General features: G+C 64.9%; 18 protein-coding genes. 14 read left to right on the top strand and 4 right to left on the bottom strand.

All coding sequences use genetic code 11. From position 1 onward, the window contains the following. The first annotated feature begins 184 nt into the window (after nt 1-184). From FJ492_RS09735 to ptsP, 5 genes are all read left to right on the top strand, one after another. Nucleotides 185-622, top strand: a complete 438-nt coding sequence (locus FJ492_RS09735; protein ID WP_015315467.1) for a transcriptional regulator GutM — start codon at nt 185-187, stop codon at nt 620-622. Nucleotides 623-739: 117 nt separating this feature from the next. Beyond that, nucleotides 740-1,507 carry a PTS glucitol/sorbitol transporter subunit IIC gene (locus tag FJ492_RS09730; RefSeq protein WP_140769724.1) on the top strand — a complete coding sequence of 256 codons (768 nt, stop codon included), beginning with the start codon at nt 740-742 and terminating at the stop codon, nt 1,505-1,507. Between the two features lie 16 nt (nt 1,508-1,523). Beyond that, nucleotides 1,524-2,522, top strand: coding sequence for a PTS glucitol/sorbitol transporter subunit IIB (locus FJ492_RS09725; RefSeq protein ID WP_140769722.1), 999 nt, complete (start codon nt 1,524-1,526; stop codon nt 2,520-2,522). A gap of 26 nt (nt 2,523-2,548) precedes the next feature. Further along, nucleotides 2,549-2,929 (top strand): PTS glucitol/sorbitol transporter subunit IIA, encoded by a 381-nt coding sequence (locus tag FJ492_RS09720; RefSeq protein ID WP_140503398.1) that lies wholly within the window; start codon nt 2,549-2,551, stop codon nt 2,927-2,929. A 57-nt stretch (nt 2,930-2,986) separates the two neighbouring features. Further along, complete coding sequence (gene ptsP, locus FJ492_RS09715; RefSeq protein ID WP_140769720.1) at nt 2,987-4,963, top strand: phosphoenolpyruvate--protein phosphotransferase; 1,977 nt, start codon at nt 2,987-2,989, stop codon at nt 4,961-4,963. Nucleotides 4,964-5,004: 41 nt separating this feature from the next. On the opposite strand, the gene FJ492_RS09710 is transcribed toward ptsP, so the two are convergent. Beyond that, nucleotides 5,005-5,805, bottom strand: a complete 801-nt coding sequence (locus FJ492_RS09710; protein WP_140503394.1) for a hypothetical protein — start codon at nt 5,803-5,805, stop codon at nt 5,005-5,007. Nucleotides 5,806-6,067: 262 nt separating this feature from the next. Between FJ492_RS09710 and FJ492_RS09705 the strand changes: the two genes are divergently transcribed. Further along, nucleotides 6,068-6,973: a sugar-binding transcriptional regulator gene (locus FJ492_RS09705; RefSeq protein WP_348640970.1), complete on the top strand. Its 906-nt coding sequence runs from the start codon at nt 6,068-6,070 to the stop codon at nt 6,971-6,973. Here FJ492_RS09705 and FJ492_RS09700 read toward each other — a convergent pair. Genes FJ492_RS09700 through FJ492_RS09690 form a run of 3 tightly spaced genes read right to left on the bottom strand, consistent with a single transcriptional unit; the run spans nt 6,960 to nt 10,138 of the window. Then, complete coding sequence (locus FJ492_RS09700) at nt 6,960-7,811, bottom strand: TIGR01459 family HAD-type hydrolase (RefSeq protein ID WP_140769718.1); 852 nt, start codon at nt 7,809-7,811, stop codon at nt 6,960-6,962. The genes FJ492_RS09705 and FJ492_RS09700 overlap by 14 nt on opposite strands. Next, a complete protein-coding gene (locus FJ492_RS09695) occupies nt 7,808-9,082 on the bottom strand; it encodes an FGGY-family carbohydrate kinase (protein WP_140769716.1) in 1,275 nt (424 codons plus the stop codon). Before FJ492_RS09695 ends, FJ492_RS09700 begins: the two co-directional genes overlap by 4 nt. Before the next feature lie 15 nt (nt 9,083-9,097). Next, nucleotides 9,098-10,138: a class II aldolase/adducin family protein gene (locus FJ492_RS09690; protein WP_140769714.1), complete on the bottom strand. Its 1,041-nt coding sequence runs from the start codon at nt 10,136-10,138 to the stop codon at nt 9,098-9,100. Nucleotides 10,139-10,315: 177 nt separating this feature from the next. Here FJ492_RS09690 and FJ492_RS09685 point away from each other — a divergent pair, with 177 nt between their 5' ends. From FJ492_RS09685 to FJ492_RS09650, 8 genes are all read left to right on the top strand, one after another. Beyond that, nucleotides 10,316-11,098, top strand: a complete 783-nt coding sequence (locus FJ492_RS09685; RefSeq protein WP_140503385.1) for a DeoR/GlpR family DNA-binding transcription regulator — start codon at nt 10,316-10,318, stop codon at nt 11,096-11,098. Continuing rightward, nucleotides 11,095-12,474 (top strand): carbohydrate kinase, encoded by a 1,380-nt coding sequence (locus FJ492_RS09680; RefSeq protein ID WP_140769712.1) that lies wholly within the window; start codon nt 11,095-11,097, stop codon nt 12,472-12,474. The genes FJ492_RS09685 and FJ492_RS09680 overlap by 4 nt, the downstream gene beginning before the upstream one ends. Next, a complete protein-coding gene (locus tag FJ492_RS09675; RefSeq protein WP_140769710.1) occupies nt 12,471-14,015 on the top strand; it encodes a sugar ABC transporter ATP-binding protein in 1,545 nt (514 codons plus the stop codon). The genes FJ492_RS09680 and FJ492_RS09675 overlap by 4 nt, the downstream gene beginning before the upstream one ends. Beyond that, entirely contained in the window at nt 14,012-15,010 is a 999-nt protein-coding gene (locus tag FJ492_RS09670; RefSeq protein ID WP_140503380.1) for a ribose ABC transporter permease, read from the top strand. The genes FJ492_RS09675 and FJ492_RS09670 overlap by 4 nt, the downstream gene beginning before the upstream one ends. Nucleotides 15,011-15,088: 78 nt before the next feature. Next, nucleotides 15,089-16,027 carry an ABC transporter substrate-binding protein gene (locus FJ492_RS09665; RefSeq protein WP_140503378.1) on the top strand — a complete coding sequence of 313 codons (939 nt, stop codon included), beginning with the start codon at nt 15,089-15,091 and terminating at the stop codon, nt 16,025-16,027. Nucleotides 16,028-16,102: 75 nt separating this feature from the next. Further along, nucleotides 16,103-16,996: a sugar phosphate isomerase/epimerase gene (locus tag FJ492_RS09660; RefSeq protein ID WP_140503376.1), complete on the top strand. Its 894-nt coding sequence runs from the start codon at nt 16,103-16,105 to the stop codon at nt 16,994-16,996. A gap of 135 nt (nt 16,997-17,131) precedes the next feature. Next, complete coding sequence (locus FJ492_RS09655; RefSeq protein ID WP_140503374.1) at nt 17,132-17,485, top strand: cupin domain-containing protein; 354 nt, start codon at nt 17,132-17,134, stop codon at nt 17,483-17,485. A 281-nt stretch (nt 17,486-17,766) separates the two neighbouring features. Next, nucleotides 17,767-18,231, top strand: coding sequence for a DUF2231 domain-containing protein (locus tag FJ492_RS09650; RefSeq protein ID WP_027143542.1), 465 nt, complete (start codon nt 17,767-17,769; stop codon nt 18,229-18,231). Nucleotides 18,232-18,236: the final 5 nt, after the last annotated feature.

The raw sequence follows: 18,236 nt of genomic DNA, 5'->3' as shown, positions 1-18,236 counted from the left end.
TCCCGTTTCCCCACAGGCTAGCACAGTCGTGCCCCCGCCGAAATCGCGCGGCGGCCCTGTGGATGACCGTGGCTGAGGCCAATATCATACATATTGACATTCGCGGAAACAAATGTTCTCACTTTGTTGTTGTCGCGTGCCGGTCCAAGGTGCGCCTCGACTGAGGCTTCGGGAGGAGAACCGAATGGCGATTTGGCAGTGGGGACTGCTCCTGCTGGTTATTGTGTGGGCGTTGCAGTCGCTCGGCGTCTGGCTGCAGATGCGGCACTATTCGGATGTCTTTCGGGGCGTCACCGATCAGTACAAGGATGGCTTCGTCGGCGCTGGCAATTTTCGCGGCCGATTTGCCAAGGGAACAATCGCGCTGGTCGTGGTTACGCCCGACCTGATCGTGCGCCGCATGATGGTGATGAGCGGCCGTTCCGTGTTCACCAAATTCAAGCGACATGAAGAATTCGAGGGTGTCCCCCTCGATCGACTCCGGTCCAACCCTGCGATCATGGGGGAGGGGGAACCCGGTGTGGCCGAGGCCGTGAAGCGGGCGATCGAACAGATCGACAAAGCACGATCGGAGCCGGGGAAGAAGCCGGGCCTGGCCGGCTTGAATGTAGCAAGGGCCTAGAGTCGGATGATTTCCAGGTCAAATCGACCTGAAATCTGAATCCGCCTCTGGATCAAAGGGATAGAGGAGGCCGTGCGCCGACTGGGATCAACCGGCGGGCCGGCATAAGGAGGAGAAATGTCTGTATTTTCGTTGTTGGCGCAGCATGCCGACATGGCCGCGCATAACCTGCATATCGCGGGTGCCATGGTTTCGGACGCTGCATTGCATGGCAGGCTCGCCGTCGAGCATGCTTCCGATCATCTCGTGATCCTTGCGCAGGCGCAGACCGACGGGGCGCCGGTCACCGCCGAGCAGCTGAAGGAACAGCTGAAAAATGTGCAGCAGGAAGAGCAGCTTGGCTGGCTCACTGCCATCGGCAAGTACTTCATCGGCATCTTCCAGAAGGGCGGCGAGGTTTTCGCCGGCTTTGTCACCGGCATCATCCCGACACTTGTCGTGCTGATGACAGCCTTCTACGCCGTCACCGAACTGGTCGGCGAAGAGCGTGTCCACGGCCTGGCGCGTGGTGCTGGCCGCATCGCGCTGACCCGCTATACCGTGCTACCGCTGCTGGCGGTGTTTTTCCTCACCAACCCGATGGCCTACACCTTCGGGTCGTTCCTGGAAGAGAGGCACAAGCCCGCCTTCTATGACGCGGCCGTGTCCTACGTGCATCCGCCGCTCGGCCTCTTCCCGCACATCAACCCTGGCGAATATTTCGTCTGGGGAGGCATGCTCGTTGCCTTGCTCGATCTCGAGAAGCGGGGCGTTGTCGTCGCCGGTTACCATGTCAAGGTGGCGATCTGGTACGCGATCGTTGGTCTCGTCGTGATCCTGCTCAAGGGCATGCTGACCGAGCGCATCACAGCCATCATGGCACGCCGCCAGGGCGTTGAACTGTAAGGGCGGGGAGGACATCATGACCAAGACATACAAAGCCGTAAAAGTCTCCCGGGGTTCCACCGGCTGGGGCGGCCCGCTCGTCATCGAGCCGACCGCGCAGCGCGACAAGGTCGTCTCCGTCACCGGTGGCGGGATCCATCCCGTGGCCCAGCTCATCGCCGACATGACCGGCGCCACAGCCGTAGACGGTTTCAAGGCGCCGCCAGTGGAAGGCGAGATGGCGGTTGTTGTCGTCGATTGCGGTGGCACCGCGCGATGCGGCGTCTATCCGCGCAAGCGTATCCCGACCGTCAACCTGACGCCGGTCGGCCAGGCTGGGCCGCTCGCCCAGTTCATCACCGAGGATATCTATGTTTCGGGCGTGAAACCGGCCAATGTCACAATGGCGGACGGTTCCGAGGCGGTCACAGCTGCAGGGGGAGCAGCGTCGATGAGCTCAAACAACCGCACTGCGACGCCGACGGCGCTGCCCAGCGAGGGTGGCTTGATCGGGTTCATCAGCACGATCGGCCGCGTCATGGGTCGTGTCGTCGGCATTTTCTTCAATGCCGGCCGCCGGACCATCGACCAGGTCGTCCGCAACGTGCTGCCGTTCATGGCCTTCGTGACCATGCTTATCGGCCTGATCCTGTACACCGGCATCGGCGACGTGCTGGCGCAGCCGATGGGACCGCTGGCCAACAACATCGTCGGCCTGCTGGTCATCTCGGCCATCTGCGGCCTGCCGTTCCTGTCGCCCATCCTGGGGCCAGGCGCCGTCATCGCGCAGGTCATCGGCGTCGCCATTATCGGCCCGCAGATCGCCAACGGCACGATTTCGCCGGCAATGGCGCTGCCGGCGCTGTTTGCCTACAACACCCAAGTCGGCTGCGACTTCGTTCCTGTCGGCCTTGCACTGGGTGAAGCCAAGCCGAAAACCATCGAAATCGGCGTGCCGGCGGTGCTCATCAGCCGCCAGATCATGGGTCCGGTCTCGGTGCTGATCGCCTGGATCGTCTCCCTGATCGTGTTCTAGACACCAGAAATAACGAGGTTCGCCATATGTCGGTTCTTCTCAAGACACGGGTCACGGCAATAGGACCCGAAGTGGCGGACCTCGCCGAGGGCGGCGTGGTCATCCTGTTCGCGGATGGCTCGCCACCGGAGCTTGCCGAGGTTTCCGTGCTCCACAAGACGGAGATCGGACCCAGCGACGGCGCGCCTGAAAAGGGCGCGTCGATCACCCTTGGCCCGGTTTCGGCCGTTATAACCGCGGTCGGCTCCAGCGCCTGGAGCAAGGTCCTCGAGATGGGCCACGTCGTCATCTCGTTCAATGGCGCCAGTGAGGCCGAAAGGCCGGGCGAGATCTGTGCATCGCAGGTCGATACGCAAGCGCTCGTGGCCGCCCTGAAAACAGACGCGATCATCACCATCGCCGCCTGAAAGCATTCGCGCCCCAGCCGGTCTGGCTTTGGCGCCCAAAAAAGCAGAGTATTTGCCATGGAACGCTCGACCATCGTCAGAGTGCATGAAGGTTTGCACGCCCGTCCCGCCACGCGCTTCGTCAAGCTCGCCAAGGCTTTCGAATCCGACGTCGAACTGGTCAAGGACGGCAAGGCGGTCAGCGCCAAGAGCTCGGTCAAGCTGATGCTGTTGGCGGTCAAGGAAAACCAGGAAGTCACCGTGCGGGCGAACGGCGCCGATGCCATCGAGGCGATCGAGGCGCTGATCGGCTATCTCGAGAACCCCAAGGCGGGTCTCGATGACGACGAAGCCCACGCCCCGGCGAATGACGCAGGCAAGAAAGCGGCGCCTGCGTCCCAATCCGCGCCGGCGGCACCAGCCGAAGCGAATGGTTTGCGTGGTGTCGCCGCAAGCGAGGGCGTTGCCGTCGGGCCGGCATTCGCGCATTTCCCGCCTGACATCGCCGGACAGGGCCGCATGTTGCAAGCCGATGAGATCGCCGGCGAAATCGACAGGTTCCGCGCCGCCGTCGCCGCTGTCCAGGCGCGTATGGATCGGGCGCTGGCGCAGGATAGTCTGTCGGCCGGTGAGCGGGGCATCGTGGCGGCGCTCAGGGATATCGCGGCCGACGACAGCCTGACCGGCGAGGCCGAGAAGGCGATCAAGGGCGGCAATGACGCGGTCTCGGCCATGATTACCGCAGCTTCCACCATCGCCGCCGATTTCAGCGCCGTCGACGATCATTACCTCAATGCGCGGGCGGACGATGTCCATGCGGTCGGACGGCAGATCTGCCTGGCGCTGCTGGGCCAAGACGACGTCAGCCTCGAAAATATTTCGCAAGGTGCGATCCTGATCGCCGACGACATCGGCGCCTGGGACCTGGCGCGTGCGCCGCTGAAACGCATCGGCGGCGTGGTGTGCGGCCATGGCGGCGCCACTTCGCACATCGCCATCATCGCTCGCTCGCATGGCATTCCGGCGGTACTGGGCCTTGGCGACCGGATCAATGCCTTGCGCACGGCGCAAGAAGTAGCGCTCGACGGCAATACCGGCCAGGTGATCATCGATCCCGATGCGGCGACACGCGCCGATTTCGCCAGCCGGGTCGAAGCGGCGGCGAAGGAACGTGCCGGCCTGGCCGCCTTCAAGACGGTGACGCCGAAGCTGGCGGACGGCAAGGTGATCGAAGTCGCGGCCAATATAGGCTCGCTCGAGGAGATCGAGGCGGCGCAGGAAGCCGGCGCCATGGGTGTCGGCCTGTTCCGCACCGAGCTCCTGTTCATGCGTCACATGCACCTGCCGTCGGAAGACATGCAGGCCGAGACCTATGCGGCGCTGGCCAAGGCCTTCGCGCCTTATCCGGTCATCGTGCGCACGCTCGACATCGGCGGCGACAAGCCGATTGCCGGCATCGAGTTTCCCGACGAGGAAAATCCGTTCCTCGGCTGGCGCGGCATCCGCATGTGCCTCGACCGGCCCGATATCTTCAAGCGCCAACTCAGGGCGCTGCTAAGGGCCGCCGTACACGGCAACATCAAGGTGATGCTGCCGATGGTTTCCGATCTTGGCGAGGTGCGGCAGACGCGCGTTCTTGTCGACGAATGCGCCGCCGAACTCCAGGCCGAAGGCGTGCCGCACGCGACGTTCGATCTCGGCGTGATGATCGAAACCCCGGCTGCCGTGCTGATCGCCCGGGCACTGGCCAAGGAGGTGGCTTTCTTCTCGATAGGCACCAACGACCTGACCCAGTACATCATGGCCGCCGACCGGCTCAACCCGACCGTTGCGAAGCTCAACGACGTCACCAATCCAGCCGTCATGTCTGCGATCGAACTGACGGCAAGGGCCGGCGTCGCCGCCGGTATCATGGTGGGCATGTGCGGCGAGGCGGCGGGCCGGCCGGATCTCATCCCCGCCTTCCTGGAGATGGGTCTCACCGAACTGTCGATGAGCCCGGCCTCGATTCAGCGCGCCAAGAAGACGATCACGGCGATGGCGGCCGGGGAGTAGCCCTGCGGCCGCTCTGTTTTCTGGAACTGCGCCAGGAGGCCTTATGGCAAATGCGCAAGCAAGGTGGCGAAGACAGGTGTCAATTCATCGGCCGGGCTCGTTTTGGCGCAGGCCTGGATGATACGGTCGCGGCGGATATCGGCGGCCAGGATCGCGATTTCCAGCATGTCGGGCTCCGGCGCATCGTTGCGGCCGTTTGTCGCCAGCCCGCAGGCCAGGACGACCGGCCCCAGGCAGCTTATGTCGAGCGCCCTATCACTCATTGCCGTCGCTTCCGGGGCGGTGTCATCAAAACGGATCGGGCGATGGCCGAGGCACTCGATCAGCAACGCCGAACACGTCGCCGCGATCGCCTGCAGTCCAGCACCAGGCGCGGCCAGCGCAGCCAACAGATCGCCATGGCGCCTGCGCATGGCCGCGTGGACGGCGGCGAACCCGGCTTCATGGATACGGGCATGGTCTATCTTCAGCCCGGCAAGCACCGCCTTGGTCAGATAATACATGTCGCGCCGGAACAGGCGCTCGGCGCTCAATTGCTGGTCTTCGTCCCCTGCCGGGAAATAGGTGCCGAGGCCTTTTACGGTCGTTCCGTCGACCCTTATCGGACGTTCATGCGGAACGAAGGATTCGGCGATCGACAGCGCTTCGTCGACGGCACTCGCGGCATGGCTGAGCAGGCCTTCGATGCCTTTGCCCGGAAACGGCGGCAGATGACTGGTCGCTTCGTGCAGCAGGCTGGCCTCGCTGGCGCCGTCATGGCGGCTCTGGCGGATGATGTCACGGACTTCCCGCAGCCGGTCCTTGAGGTTGACGCGGACATCTTCGGAGATTTGTCGGAGCATCGCGGTTCGCCTCGAATGTGCCGTGCGGAGCCACCTGCAATGGCCGGCCCACCGACTCTACATTGTTCCTATCGATTGGTAGATCAATAGGCGATACTAGACCAGCACGCAGAATCGGCGACGGCGCGCGCGTCCGCCGCCGCGGGGGAGGGATCATTTGGCCAGGGGACGACAAACCGACGAAAGGCGGGCAGGAGCCGAAGCGACCGAGCAGGTCGTCAGCGAGAGCCGGACGGACCGCCTCAGGATCCGCGCCGCCTGGATGTATTTCGTCGAGCAGATGACGCAGAACGAGATCGCCGACGTGCTTGGGGTCGGCCGTGTCACCATCGTGCGCATGCTGGCGGAGGCGCGGTCGCGCAACGAGGTCAAGATCACCATCGAGAGCGAGCTTCTGGAGATCGTGCGGCTGGAACGCGCGCTCGAAAAGACCTTCGGCCTGCAGCAGGCGCTGGTGGCGCCGCTGACAGCGGCCAATGCCGACCCGATCCCGGCAATCGCCGCCAAGACCGGCATGTTCCTGTCCGATGCGATGAAGTCCGGCATGCAGGTCGGCGTCGGCTGGGGCAATACGCTGTTCCACACCTTGCCGTTCATCAGCGCCAAATCGCTGACCGATTTCAAGGTGATTTCGCTGCTTGGCGGCGTCGGCATCGCACGCCGGACCAACCCGGCCGAGTTCGCCTGGCGCTTCGCCCAAATCTTCCAGGGCGACGGCTATCTGATGCCGACGCCGGCCGTCGTCGACAGCGTCGAGACCAAGATCGCGCTGGTCGAACGTTGCGGTCTGCAGGAGGTTTTTGAAATGGCCGACGCGCTCGATGCCGTTCTGCTGAGTGTTGGCGGCATCGCTTCAGCCACCACCTTCTCGCGCGGCGGCTTCCTCAGGGAAGCGGACCGGGAGGCGCTGCTGGCGCGCGGCGCCGTCGGCGACCTCCTGTTCCATTTCTACGACCGCAATGGCGATCTGGTCGACCATCCCGTCAACAACCATGTGATGTCGGTGAACGTCGACCGGCTGCGCAAGGCGCCGATCCGCATTCTGACCTCCGGCGGCGCGGAAAAGACCGATGCGCTGCTCGGCGCCATGAACCTGATTGTGCCGACAATCCTGATCACCGACGAGGAAAGCGCAAGACGGATGCTGGAAGCGGTCAGCGAAAGCTGAACGAATTCGTGGTGTAATCCGGCCAGGCCTTGTGTTCGTCGAAAACAGCGGCAAGGTCAGGCGTGCCGGCCAGTATTCCACCCAGCACCAGCGCCGTTGCGATTCCGACACCATTGCCGCCTGCAACATCGTGTTCGACACTGTCGCCGACGCAGATCACGCTGCCGTGCTCTGGTTCGCCGGCCAGGGCGAGTGCCGCCTCGAAGATCGCCGGATAGGGCTTGCCGATGCGGGTGACACCGCCGCCCAGGGTTTCGTAGAGATCGGCGATCTCGCCGGCGCCGAAGCGAGGTCCGACCGCCGTCAGCATGATCTTGTCGGGATTGGTGCAGAAGCACGGTACTTGCCGCGCCGCCGCCGGGGCGAGCAGCCGGCGATAGTGGTCGAGGTCGTGGCGGTCCCCCTCGCTGGCCGAAATCAGCACCAGTTCGGCGTCTTCGCCAGCCTCCGCCAGCCCGAAGGGCAGGCCTTCGATCGCGCTGCGGTCGCCGTCGCGGCTGATCAGCAGGCACCTCGTGCCGGACCGCAAGGCTCCGGTCGCCGCCATCTCGTGGAAACGTCGCCACGCCACCTCGCCGGAGGACACGAAATGGTCCCAACTGCCGGCCTCGAAGCCAAGCTTCAGCAGGCGTGCCTCGTTGGGCCGGGCGCGCTTGCCGGAATTGGAGATCAGCACCACGGTCTTGCCGGCGCGCTTCAGCGTGGGCAGTGCCGCCACCGCGCCGGGATAGGGAGCCTGCCCGTCATGCAGCACGCCAAACTGGTCGAGCAGGAAGACCTGATAGCGTTCCGCCAGCGGCCCGATGCCGTCGAGACGTTCGAGCTTTTTCGTATTCATAGAAGCCCTGCCTCGCTTGCGCCTTTCAGCGCCAGCCGCGCCGTACCCGCGGCGGCCTCGTCCGACAATGCCGGCAGGAACGCGACGCCGAGCTTGCGCTGCCGGATCGCGCTCCACACCGGGTTAGCGGCGCCGCCACCGACGCTGCGAATGGAGGTCAGGGCCGGCGCGCCAAGTTCGGCCAGCCTGCTGTAACCAAGCGCCTCAATCGCCGCCATGCCCTCGAACATCGCCTTGAGGTAGTCGGCATCGTCAGCGGGCCGTGGGGTGAGACGCGGCGCCAAGGCCGGATCGGCCACGGGAAACCGTTCGCCAGCCGCACCAAGCGGATAGTAGTCGAGGCCGGTCTCGGTCGTGGGGTCGATGATCGCGCTGAGTTCGATGATCCGCGCGAGCGGAAAATGCTGCGCCAGCACCTTGCCGCCGGAATTCGAGGCGCCGCCCGCCAGCCACACATCGCCGAGCCGATGGCTGTAGATGCCGAATCGCGGCGCCGAGATCGGCCGTTCGGACAGGATCTTGATGGTTAGCGAGGAGCCCAAAGCGGTGACGCCGTCGCCGGCCGCGGTGGCGCCCGTCGCCAGGAACGAGGCACAGCCGTCCGTGGTGCCGGCAACCACGACCACATCGCGCGGCAGGCCGAAAAGCTCCGCGGCGGCCGCGGTTAGCGTGCCGGTGACATCGCCCGGTTCGACGATATCGGGCAGCAGGTCCATGCGCATGCCGGTGGTCGCGATCCAGTCCGGCCAGCGGCGGGCCTCGACATCATAGCCGGTCTTGAGCGCATTGTTCTCGTCGCTGACGCCGAAGCGTCCGGACAGGTTGCCGGCGATCCAGTCGGCCTGGTGCAGCACGGCCGCTATGCCGGGCTGATGCTGGAACCGCAAGGCTTTGGCGAGGCCGGAAGTCGCTCCGTGGGCGGCGCTCGCTGCCGGCGCCTCACGGGCGACCATGGCCAGGATGTCGGCGTCATCGATCTTGTCGTTGTACATCAGTGGCTCGGCCAGCGGCCGCCCATCGATGTCGACCGGCAGCAGCGTGCCCGACGTGCCGTCGACGGCGACGGCCCGGATCGCGGCGCGGTCGATGCCCGAAAGCAGATCCGCCAGCGCCGCCTGGATCGCTTGCCACCAAGTCCGGGGATCACGGGGGTTCTGGCCAAATCTGTCGAGTGGCACTGCGGATTGGCCGGCGATGGAAAAATCCTGACGCATGGCGACGGCCCGGGCGCCGGAGGTGCCGATGTCGATGCCGACGACAAGTGGCGTCATGTCGTCCGTCCCCTGTTAGGCCGTGCTGGCGGCGTTTAGCTTCTGGCGATACTGCTCGGCGTCCCAGTTGACCAGCTCGTCATTCTCGGCGGCGGTGAGATAGTTCAGCCGCGCCTTGCCATCGACGCGCGCGGTCACGTCGGCGAGGCAACGCTGCATGGCGTCGGCACCGGCGCTGGCGTCGCCGCGCATCAGAACGCCGGCGCGGGGAAACAGGATTGCCACCGGTGCCGCGCCGACCCGCGCGATGACGCCGGCCACGTCCTCGCCCGGTTTCGCAACGACCGAGCCCTGGCCAAGGAAGATGACATGGTCCGGATAGAGGCTGCCGGCTTCGGCCATCTCCAGGCTTTCCGCATCGAGCGCGACCGCGTGCGCTTCGACATCCGCCGGCAATCGGTAGTCGCCGGCCAGCACCGTCAAGGCGGCGATATCAGGTGCTGCGGTCGTGCGCGGCTGCCGCGCCAGCAGCGACCGGACGCGATGCAGCAAGGCTTCCGCCGCGGCGACGGTTTCGGCGGCGACCACCAGCCCGTGATTGCCAAGGATGAGCACGTCGACCCCCGGCCGCAATTTCTCGGCAATGCCGCGGGCGAGCGGTAGGCCTGGCCGGAAATAGGGCACCCAGGCCCATTCGATGTCGCCCAGCCGCCTGGCGACCTCGGCCTCGCCATCGGCTTGGACGGCAAGCGAAATCGTGTCGACGCAGTGGACATGCAGAACCACGCGTTGCGGCATCAAGGCATGCACCGTGGTCTCGATCGACGGGCGCAGGCCACGCGGATTGAGGTCTTCGATGGCGAAGGCCTGTGGTTTGTCGGCGGCTGGATCACGCTGCTCGACGGCCTTGAGCAGCGGTGCCATCGCCACCGGCACCATGATGTCGTCGCTGAGGGCATCCTTCAGCCAGGTTCCCGAGGCCTTGATCCACAGCGTGTCGCCGGCCTTGAGCGAGGTGTTGCCGCCCGCCGCCTGTGTCATATGCGGGTTCAGTCCGATGCTGGCCGAAAGCGCCCGCAAGGCGGCCAGTTCCTGTGCATCAGCTTGGGTTGCCATGGCCCTTTTCTCCAGCGCTCGCACAAAATCCCGTCGTCGGGACCGGTGTTGGCGATGGTATCGCAGATGTGAGTGATCTGCGTCAATGCTGATCTACTATCGTCAAATCAGCTTGCAATCCGACTAATGTTGAGTAAGTTGCACCAATTGCCACGGAAAATGCGTCAGGGAGGAAGGTTGAACGACCTCGGCCGCCAGCGTCAGATCATCGAATTGCTGCGGGACCGCCCGTTCGCCTCCGTGCGCGAGTTGCAGGAGCGGCTCGGTGTCTCGGCGGCGACGGTCAGGCGCGATATCGACCGAATTGATGAGGCCGGTGAAGCCCGCAAGGTCTATGGCGGTATCTCGGCACTCGACGGCGCTTCGCATGCGGGCGTCGCCTATGCCCGACCCTATGACGAGAACCGTGACCTTGCCGTCGAGGCCAAGCGGCAGATCGCGGCGGTCGCCGCGACCATGGTACGCGATGGCGATGCCGTCATCGTCCATGGCGGCTCGACCTGCTTTCATCTCGGCGTCAAGCTCGCCGACCGCAACATCCGGCTCTACACCAACTCGATGCCGCTCGCGGCCTATCTCAGCGATCATGGCCATTGCAGCCTGACGGTTGCCGGCGGCGACCTGCACCGCGAGCCAGGCATCATCCATTCGCTGACCCAGGCAACGCCGTTCTATGCCTCGAAATTCTTTCTCGGCACGCAAGGCCTCAACCAGGAAGGGCTGCTGGAATCGCATCCGCTGCTGGTGCGCTCCATCGTCGACCTCAGCCTCTGCGCCGATCAGATCGTGGTGCTGGCCGATAGCCGCAAACTGTCGATCCACGCCCGCAATGTCGCGCTGCCCCTGTCGCGCATCGGCACGCTGGTCACCGATGACGGGCTCTCCGATGCCGATGCGCGCATGCTGGAGGATGCCGGCGTCATGGTGCGGATTGCTTCAACCTCGGGAGCCCTCGCGTGAACGTGGCGGTGCTCGACTTCGGCAAGACCAATTCGAAGCTGTTCGTCTTCGGCCAGGACGGACGCATCCTCGACGAGCGCCGCACGCAGCCGAAATGGACGCGACAAGGCGGTTTCAGCGTACTCGACGATGCCGCCCTCCATGGCTGGGCGTTCGGTGCCGTCACCGACGCGGTCGAGAGCCACGGCGTGGAAGGAGTGATGGTGTCGGGCCATGGCTGCACCTTCGCCCTTGTCGACGACAAGGCGCTGACCCATCCGATCCTCGACTACGAGCAGGAGCCGCCGGCCGAAATCGCGGCGCGGATCGACCGCCGTATCCCGGATTTCGCCGAGACGTTCTCTCCCCGCCTGCCGCTCGGCTTCAACTATGGCCGTCACATGCTGTGGCTGCAGGAAGTCGATCCCAACACGTTCGCGGCGGCGAAATGGTTCCTCGGCTATCCCCAGTACTGGAGCTGGCGTCTCGGCGGCCTGCCGGTCTGCGAGGTGTCCTATCTCGGTTGCCATTCGCATTTGTGGGCGCCGCGCGAACGTGATTTTTCCTCGCTGGTCGACGCCGAAGGCTGGCGCGGCCAGATGCCGGCTTTCGAACGCGCCGGCGCCGTCATCGGCGAGCAGCGCTTCGGCAGTACCGGGCGATCGATCGCTATCCACAACGGCGTCCACGACTCCAATGCGGCGCTGTACGCCTATCGACGGCAAGGGCTTGGACCGCTGACCGTCGTGTCGACTGGCACCTGGGTCGTCGTACTCAATCCCGACTGTCCGCTCGAAGCGCTCGACCGCGACCGCGACATGCTGGTCAATGTCGATGTCGACGGCGGTCCGGTGCCGACCATCCGTTTCATGGGCGGGCGCGAATTCGCCGTCATCAGCGGCGGCTGGCAAGGCCCGATCCCGCATGGCCCGATACAGCAGGCGATCGATGCCAGCCTCACGGCGCTGCCGAGCTTCGCTCCGGGCGGGCCGATGCCGGATCGCCCTGGCCGGCTGGTCGGGCGCACGCCCGATGCCGGTGAACGCGCGGCGGTGGCGCTGCTTTACGTGGCGCTGATGATCGATCTCTGCCTCGACCTCAGCCATTCCGATAATACCGTCATCGTCGATGGCGGACTGAACACTGGCGGCCTGCTCGCCGGGCTGCTGGCGCAGCTGCGTCCCGGTCAGGCCTTCCTGCAAGGTGCCTCGCTGGAAGGCAGCGCCACGGGCGCCGCGGCGCTCGCCTTCGGGAGCGTGGGCCGAGACTTCGCTGCCGAGCCGCCGGAGCCGGTGCAGGCGACACAATTCGGCGGCCTCGCCGGCTATCGCGACACCTGGCGCGATCGCGTTGCCGGGCATGATAGCGCCGCCAATACGGCAGGGGGTGCGCGATGAGCGCGGCAGTCCGGACGCTAGCGGCGCGCCAGCCGGTGCTGGAGATGCGCCACATCTCCAAGACCTTTGGCGCGATACGCGCCCTGCAGGACGTCTCGCTCAGCGTCCACGCAGGCGAACTGCACGCGCTGATGGGCGAGAACGGCGCCGGCAAGTCGACGCTGATGAAGGTGCTGTCCGGCGCCTATCGGCCGGATCCCGGCGGTGAGATCCTGATCGATGGCGCGCTCGCCGCGACCGGCGATCCGATCAAGGCGCGCGCCGCCGGCATCGCGGTGATCTACCAGGAATTGTCACTGGCGCCGAACCTGACGGTGGCGCAGAACATTTTCCTCGGCAACGAGCCGCGCCGGTTCGGCGTCGTCGACCGCGACCAGTGCAACCGCCGCGCCGCCGAGATCGTCGGCCGGCTCGGTGTCTCCTTCTCGGCGCGTGCCCTGGTTTCCAGCCTGTCGCTCGGCGAGCGCCAGCTGGTCGAGATCGCCCGGGCGCTGTCGACCAATGCGCGCATCATCGTCATGGACGAGCCGACCACGTCGCTGACCTCGCGCGAGACCGACCGCCTGTTCGAGGTGATCGCGACGCTGAAAGCGCAAGGGATTGCGATCATCTACATCAGCCACCGCATGGAGGAGGTCTACCAACTCGCCGACCGCGTCAGTGTGCTGCGCGACAGCGGCTATGTCGGCACGCTCGATCGCGCCGACCTCAACGCGTCGCGCCTGGTCTCGATGATGGTCGGCCGCGATCTCTCCGCCTTCTACAAGAAGGATCATCGCCCGCCGGACGAGAAACGCGCCGTCGCGCTCTCGGTGCGCGGCATGTCCGACGGGCGTCTGCTGAAGAACTGTTCGTTCGACCTCCATCACGGTGAGGTGCTGGCACTGGCAGGCCTCGTCGGCTCGGGCCGCACCGAGCTTGCCAGGCTGATCTTTGGCGCCGACAAGCGCAGCGCCGGCACGATGGAACTCGACGGCAAGCCGGTGACCATCGGCTCGCCGCGCGAGGCGCTCGACGCCGGCATCGCCTATCTCACCGAGGACCGCAAGGAACTCGGCCTGTTCCTCGACATGTCGATTTCGGACAACATCAGCATGGGCGTGCTGGCCAGGGATGCGCGAGCCGGCGGCTTTCGCGATTTCACCGCCGCCGACAGGAGAGCGGCAAAGGCCATTGCCGACCTGTCCATCCGCACCGGCTCGGCACAGGCCAATGCCGGCTCGCTGTCGGGCGGCAACCAGCAGAAGGTGCTGCTCGCGCGCCTCTTGGAGACCGAGCCGAAGGTCGTCATCCTCGACGAGCCGACCCGCGGCGTCGATGTCGGCGCCAAGTCGGAAATCTACCGGCTGATCGACAATCTCGCCAACAAGGGCATCGCCATCCTGATGATCTCCAGCGAATTGCCCGAGGTGATCGGCGTCGCCGACCGCGTGCTGGTGATGCGCGATGGCGCGATCGCTGGCGAGGTGACGGCATCCGAAGGCGAGCCGCTTCGCCAGGAAGCGATCATGGAACTTGCGACGGGAGCGTCTCAGCGATGACAGACAGGACGACCGGGACGAAGAGCGTGGATCAGGCGGCGGTCAGAAGCCGGCGGCTGCGCACCGCGCTTGCGGCGCTTGGCATGCTGCCGGTGCTGGTGCTGCTTGCCGCCGGCTTCCAGTTCATCAATCCGCGCTTTCTGACCGGCACCAACCTGCTCATCGTCACGCAACAATCGTCGATCAACATCGTGCTTGCCGCCGGCATGACCTTCGTCATCCTGACCGGCGGCATCGACCTGTCGGTCGGCTCCATTCTCGCCGCCTCGGCGATGGTGGCGGTGCTGGTGTCGCTGGTGCCGGACTGGGGCCTGCTCGGCGTGCCGGCGGCCATCCTGGTCGGTTTCGGTTTCGGGCTCATCAACGGGCTGCTGGTCGCCTATATCAGGCTGCCGCCGTTCATCGTCACGTTGGGTTCGCTGACCGCCGTGCGCGGCGTTGCCCGCCTGCTCGGGCAGGACACGACGGTGTTCAACTCCGACCTGCCGTTCGACTTCATCGGCAACGGTTCGGTGCTCGGCATCCCCTGGCTGGTCATCATCGCGCTATCGGTGGTGGTGCTGTCCTGGCTGGTGCTGAAGCGCACCGTGCTCGGCACCTGGATCTACGCCGTCGGCGGCAATGCCGAGGCAGCCAGACTGACCGGTATCAAGGTGCCGCTGGTGCTGCTCTTCGTCTACGGCGTTTCCGGCCTGCTCGCCGGTCTCGGCGGCGCGATGTCGGCGGCCCGGCTCTACGCCGCCAACGGCTTACAACTCGGGCAGAGCTATGAACTCGACGCCATCGCCGCCGTCATCCTCGGCGGCACCAGCTTCGTCGGGGGCGTCGGGTCGATCTGGGGCACGCTGATCGGCGGTCTGATCATCGCGGTGCTGTCCAACGGGCTCATCTTGGCCGGTGTCTCTGATATCTGGCAGTACATCATCAAGGGATTGGTCATCATCGTGGCGGTCGCCCTCGACCGCTACCGGCTCCAAGCAGGGGCGAGAACGTGAGTGACCTGGTCGCCGGCATTAAAGACCGGCTTGTAACGCACCGTGAGAGGCGCGGGGCATCAGGAGGAAGTAAGCGTAATGAAGACCATCGCCAAACTGCTCTGCGGCGCCGCCCTCGCGGCCGTCGCCATCGTGCCGGCATCGGCCAAGGACCTCAACAAGGTCGGCATCTCGGTCGGCCTGCTCGGCAACCCCTTCTTCGTCGCCACCATCAAGGGCATCGAGGATGCGGCCAGGAAGATCAATCCGAAGGTCGAGGTGACGTCGGTGTCGGCCGACTATGACCTCAACAAGCAGGTCTCGCAGGTGGATTCCTTCATCGCCGCCGGCGTCGACGTGATCATGCTCAACGCGGTCGACGCCAAGGCAATCGCTCCCGCGGTGAAGAAGGCGCAGGCCGCCGGCATCGTCGTCGCCGCCTTCGACGTTTCGGCACCGGGCGCCGACGTCACTGTGATGACCAACAACGTCAAGGCCGGCGAGGAAGCCTGCCAATACCTGGTCGACCACACCGGCGGTAAGGGCGACTACGTCATCCTCAACGGACCGGCGTCTTCGTCGATCCTGGAGCGGGTGAAGGGCTGCAAGAACGTGCTTGCCCAGCATCCCGACATCAAGATCCTGTCCGACGACCAGAATGCCGAAGGCTCGCGTGACGGCGGCCTGAAAGTGTTCCAGTCGCTGCTCACTCGTTTTGACAAGATCGACGCGGTATTCGCCATCAACGATCCGACGGCGATCGGCGCCGAACTCGCCGCCAAGCAGCTCAACCGTTCCGAGTTCGTCTTCACGGCAGTCGATGGCGCACCCGATATCGAGAAGGAACTGGCGTCTGGCAAATCGATGATCAAGGCCTCGGCCTCGCAGGATCCCTATGTGATGGCCGGCCAATCGCTGACCATGGCGGCCGATCTGCTGGCCGGCAAGAAGCCCGCTGAGCCGACGGTGCTACTTGACCCGAAGCTGATCACGGCCGAGAACCTGAAGGATTACAAGGGCTGGACCGCGGCCCGCTAAGCCTCCCACGGCTGGTGCGGCCGGGGTGATCCCGGCCGCACCCATTCTCATCCCATCTCAATGCCGGAGACGATCATGTCGCGCATCGGAATCCATTCCTTCGTCTGGTCGGCAAGCTCGGCGCAGGGCGAGCTCGAACGCACGCTGGCCAATACCAAGAAGGCCGGGTTCGACCTGATCGAATTCTCCTATCTCGACCCCGCCAATGTCGATATCGGCGCGCTTGCCAAACGCATTGCCGCTCTTGATCTCGGCGTCGCGATCAGCATTGGATTGCCTGGAGATGGCGATATTTCGAGCGCCGACAAGGCGATCGCCGCGCGCGGCGTCGAGATCCTCAACGACACCATCGCGCTGACGCGCGATCTTGGCGGCCGCAAGGTCGCCGGCATTCTTTCGACCAGCCATGGGCTGCAGGTCGAGGCGCCGACACGCGATCAATGGAACCGCAGCGCGGCAACGCTGGCAAAGGTCGCCGAGACGGCGAAGGCCGCCGGCGTCACGCTCAACCTCGAAATCGTCAATCGCTTCGAGAGCAACCTGCTCAACACCGCCGCGCAGGGCCTCGCCTTCATCGAGGACACCGGGTCGGACAACATCTTCCTGCATCTCGACACTTTCCACATGAACATCGAGGAGGCCGATGTCGGTCTCGCCATCCGCCACGCGGCGGCCAAGATCGGCTATGTCCATATAGGCGAGAGCCATCGCGGCTTCCTCGGCACCGGCAATATCGACTTCGCCGGGATATTCGATGCGCTGACCGCCATCGGCTATGCCGACGACCTCAGCTTCGAATCCTTCTCCTCGGAGATCGTCGACGAAAACCTGTCGAAGAAGACCGCCATCTGGCGCAATCTGTGGACCGACAATATGGCCCTCGCCAAGCACGCGCGCGCGTTCATCGGCCTCGGGCTGGAGACGGCGCAACGCAGGGCGGAGTTGGTCTCGGCACGGCACAAGCCATAGCACTCCAAGTCGGCGCGGGCAGCGGGCGGGGCATGCCCGGATGCGCGGCCGCACCTGTTTCGCATGGCACGGCATTGCTCCCGTCATGTGCATCGGCTATCCGACCGCGAACACACGAAGCAAACGGAGCCCGACATGACGAACAAAACCATCTTCAAATTCGGCGCGGTCGAGCACGCGGAAGCCGGCGATCTGCCTGGCTGGATCGTGGTCGAGGGCCAGCCGACCATGCAGACCGCCGTCCAGCACACGACAGAAGACGGCAAGGTGATATCCGGAACCTGGCGGGCGTCGCCCGGCACCTATCATGCGACCTACACAGACTATGAGTTCGTGCACATGATCGCCGGCCGCATCATCATCACGCCCGACGGCGGCACGCCGGTCGAAGTTGGCCCCGGCGACGCCTTCGTGGTGGAAGCCGATTTCAAGGGCACCTGGAAGATCATCGAGCCGGTGACCAAGCATTTTGTCGTCCGGGTCCGCTGAGCCGGCCTGATCGCATCCGAAGCATGAAAAATCCCGCCATGGTTCGCCATGGTGGGTGAGCACGGCCAGCTTTGCGCACATTGCGGCATAGCTACGCGCCCCCCGCCACTTCGCTCTACCTGCTCCGCCATCGAACGGGTTTGCTCCCCGCATGCATCTCCGCACCTGAGGTCTCTGCCGCTTCCGGTTGTGGAACATTCAGCCGGCGCCGGCGTTCTTACCTCATGCTGTCTTTCAGAGATGCAATGCAGTCGCGCGCGACTGGCTTTGGAGGCACTACCATGGCCCGCAACCCACAAAGCACCGCAAGTATAGCCGGCCATCCGATCCATCCCATGCTGATCCCGTTCCCGATCGCTTTTTTCGTCGCCACCTTCGTTTGCGACCTGATCTTCTGGCGAACGGGCAATCCGGGATGGGTCACCGGTAGTCTTTGGTTGCTCGGGGCGGGTTTGATAATGGCCGCCTTGGCAGCTCTTGCCGGGCTGACCGATGTCTTGGGCGATGTTCAAATCCGCAATCTGCGTGACGCGTGGCTCCACGCTGGCGGCAATGTGGTCGTCGTCCTGATCGAACTCTACAATTGGTATTCGCGCTATGCCCATGGCGAGACGGCGGTGATGCCCACCGGCCTTGTCCTCTCGCTGATCGTGGTTCTCATCCTTCTGTTCACGGGTTGGAAGGGATGGGAAATGGTCTACCGTCATCGCGTCGGTGTCGCCGATGGCTCAGACGAAGTGCGCTGACTCTG

This window comes from Mesorhizobium sp. B2-5-4 (assembly GCF_006441095.1).
In the GTDB taxonomy this organism is placed as follows: Bacteria; Pseudomonadota; Alphaproteobacteria; order Rhizobiales; family Rhizobiaceae; genus Mesorhizobium; species Mesorhizobium salmacidum.
This window is presented reverse-complemented; position numbering and strand designations above follow the sequence as displayed.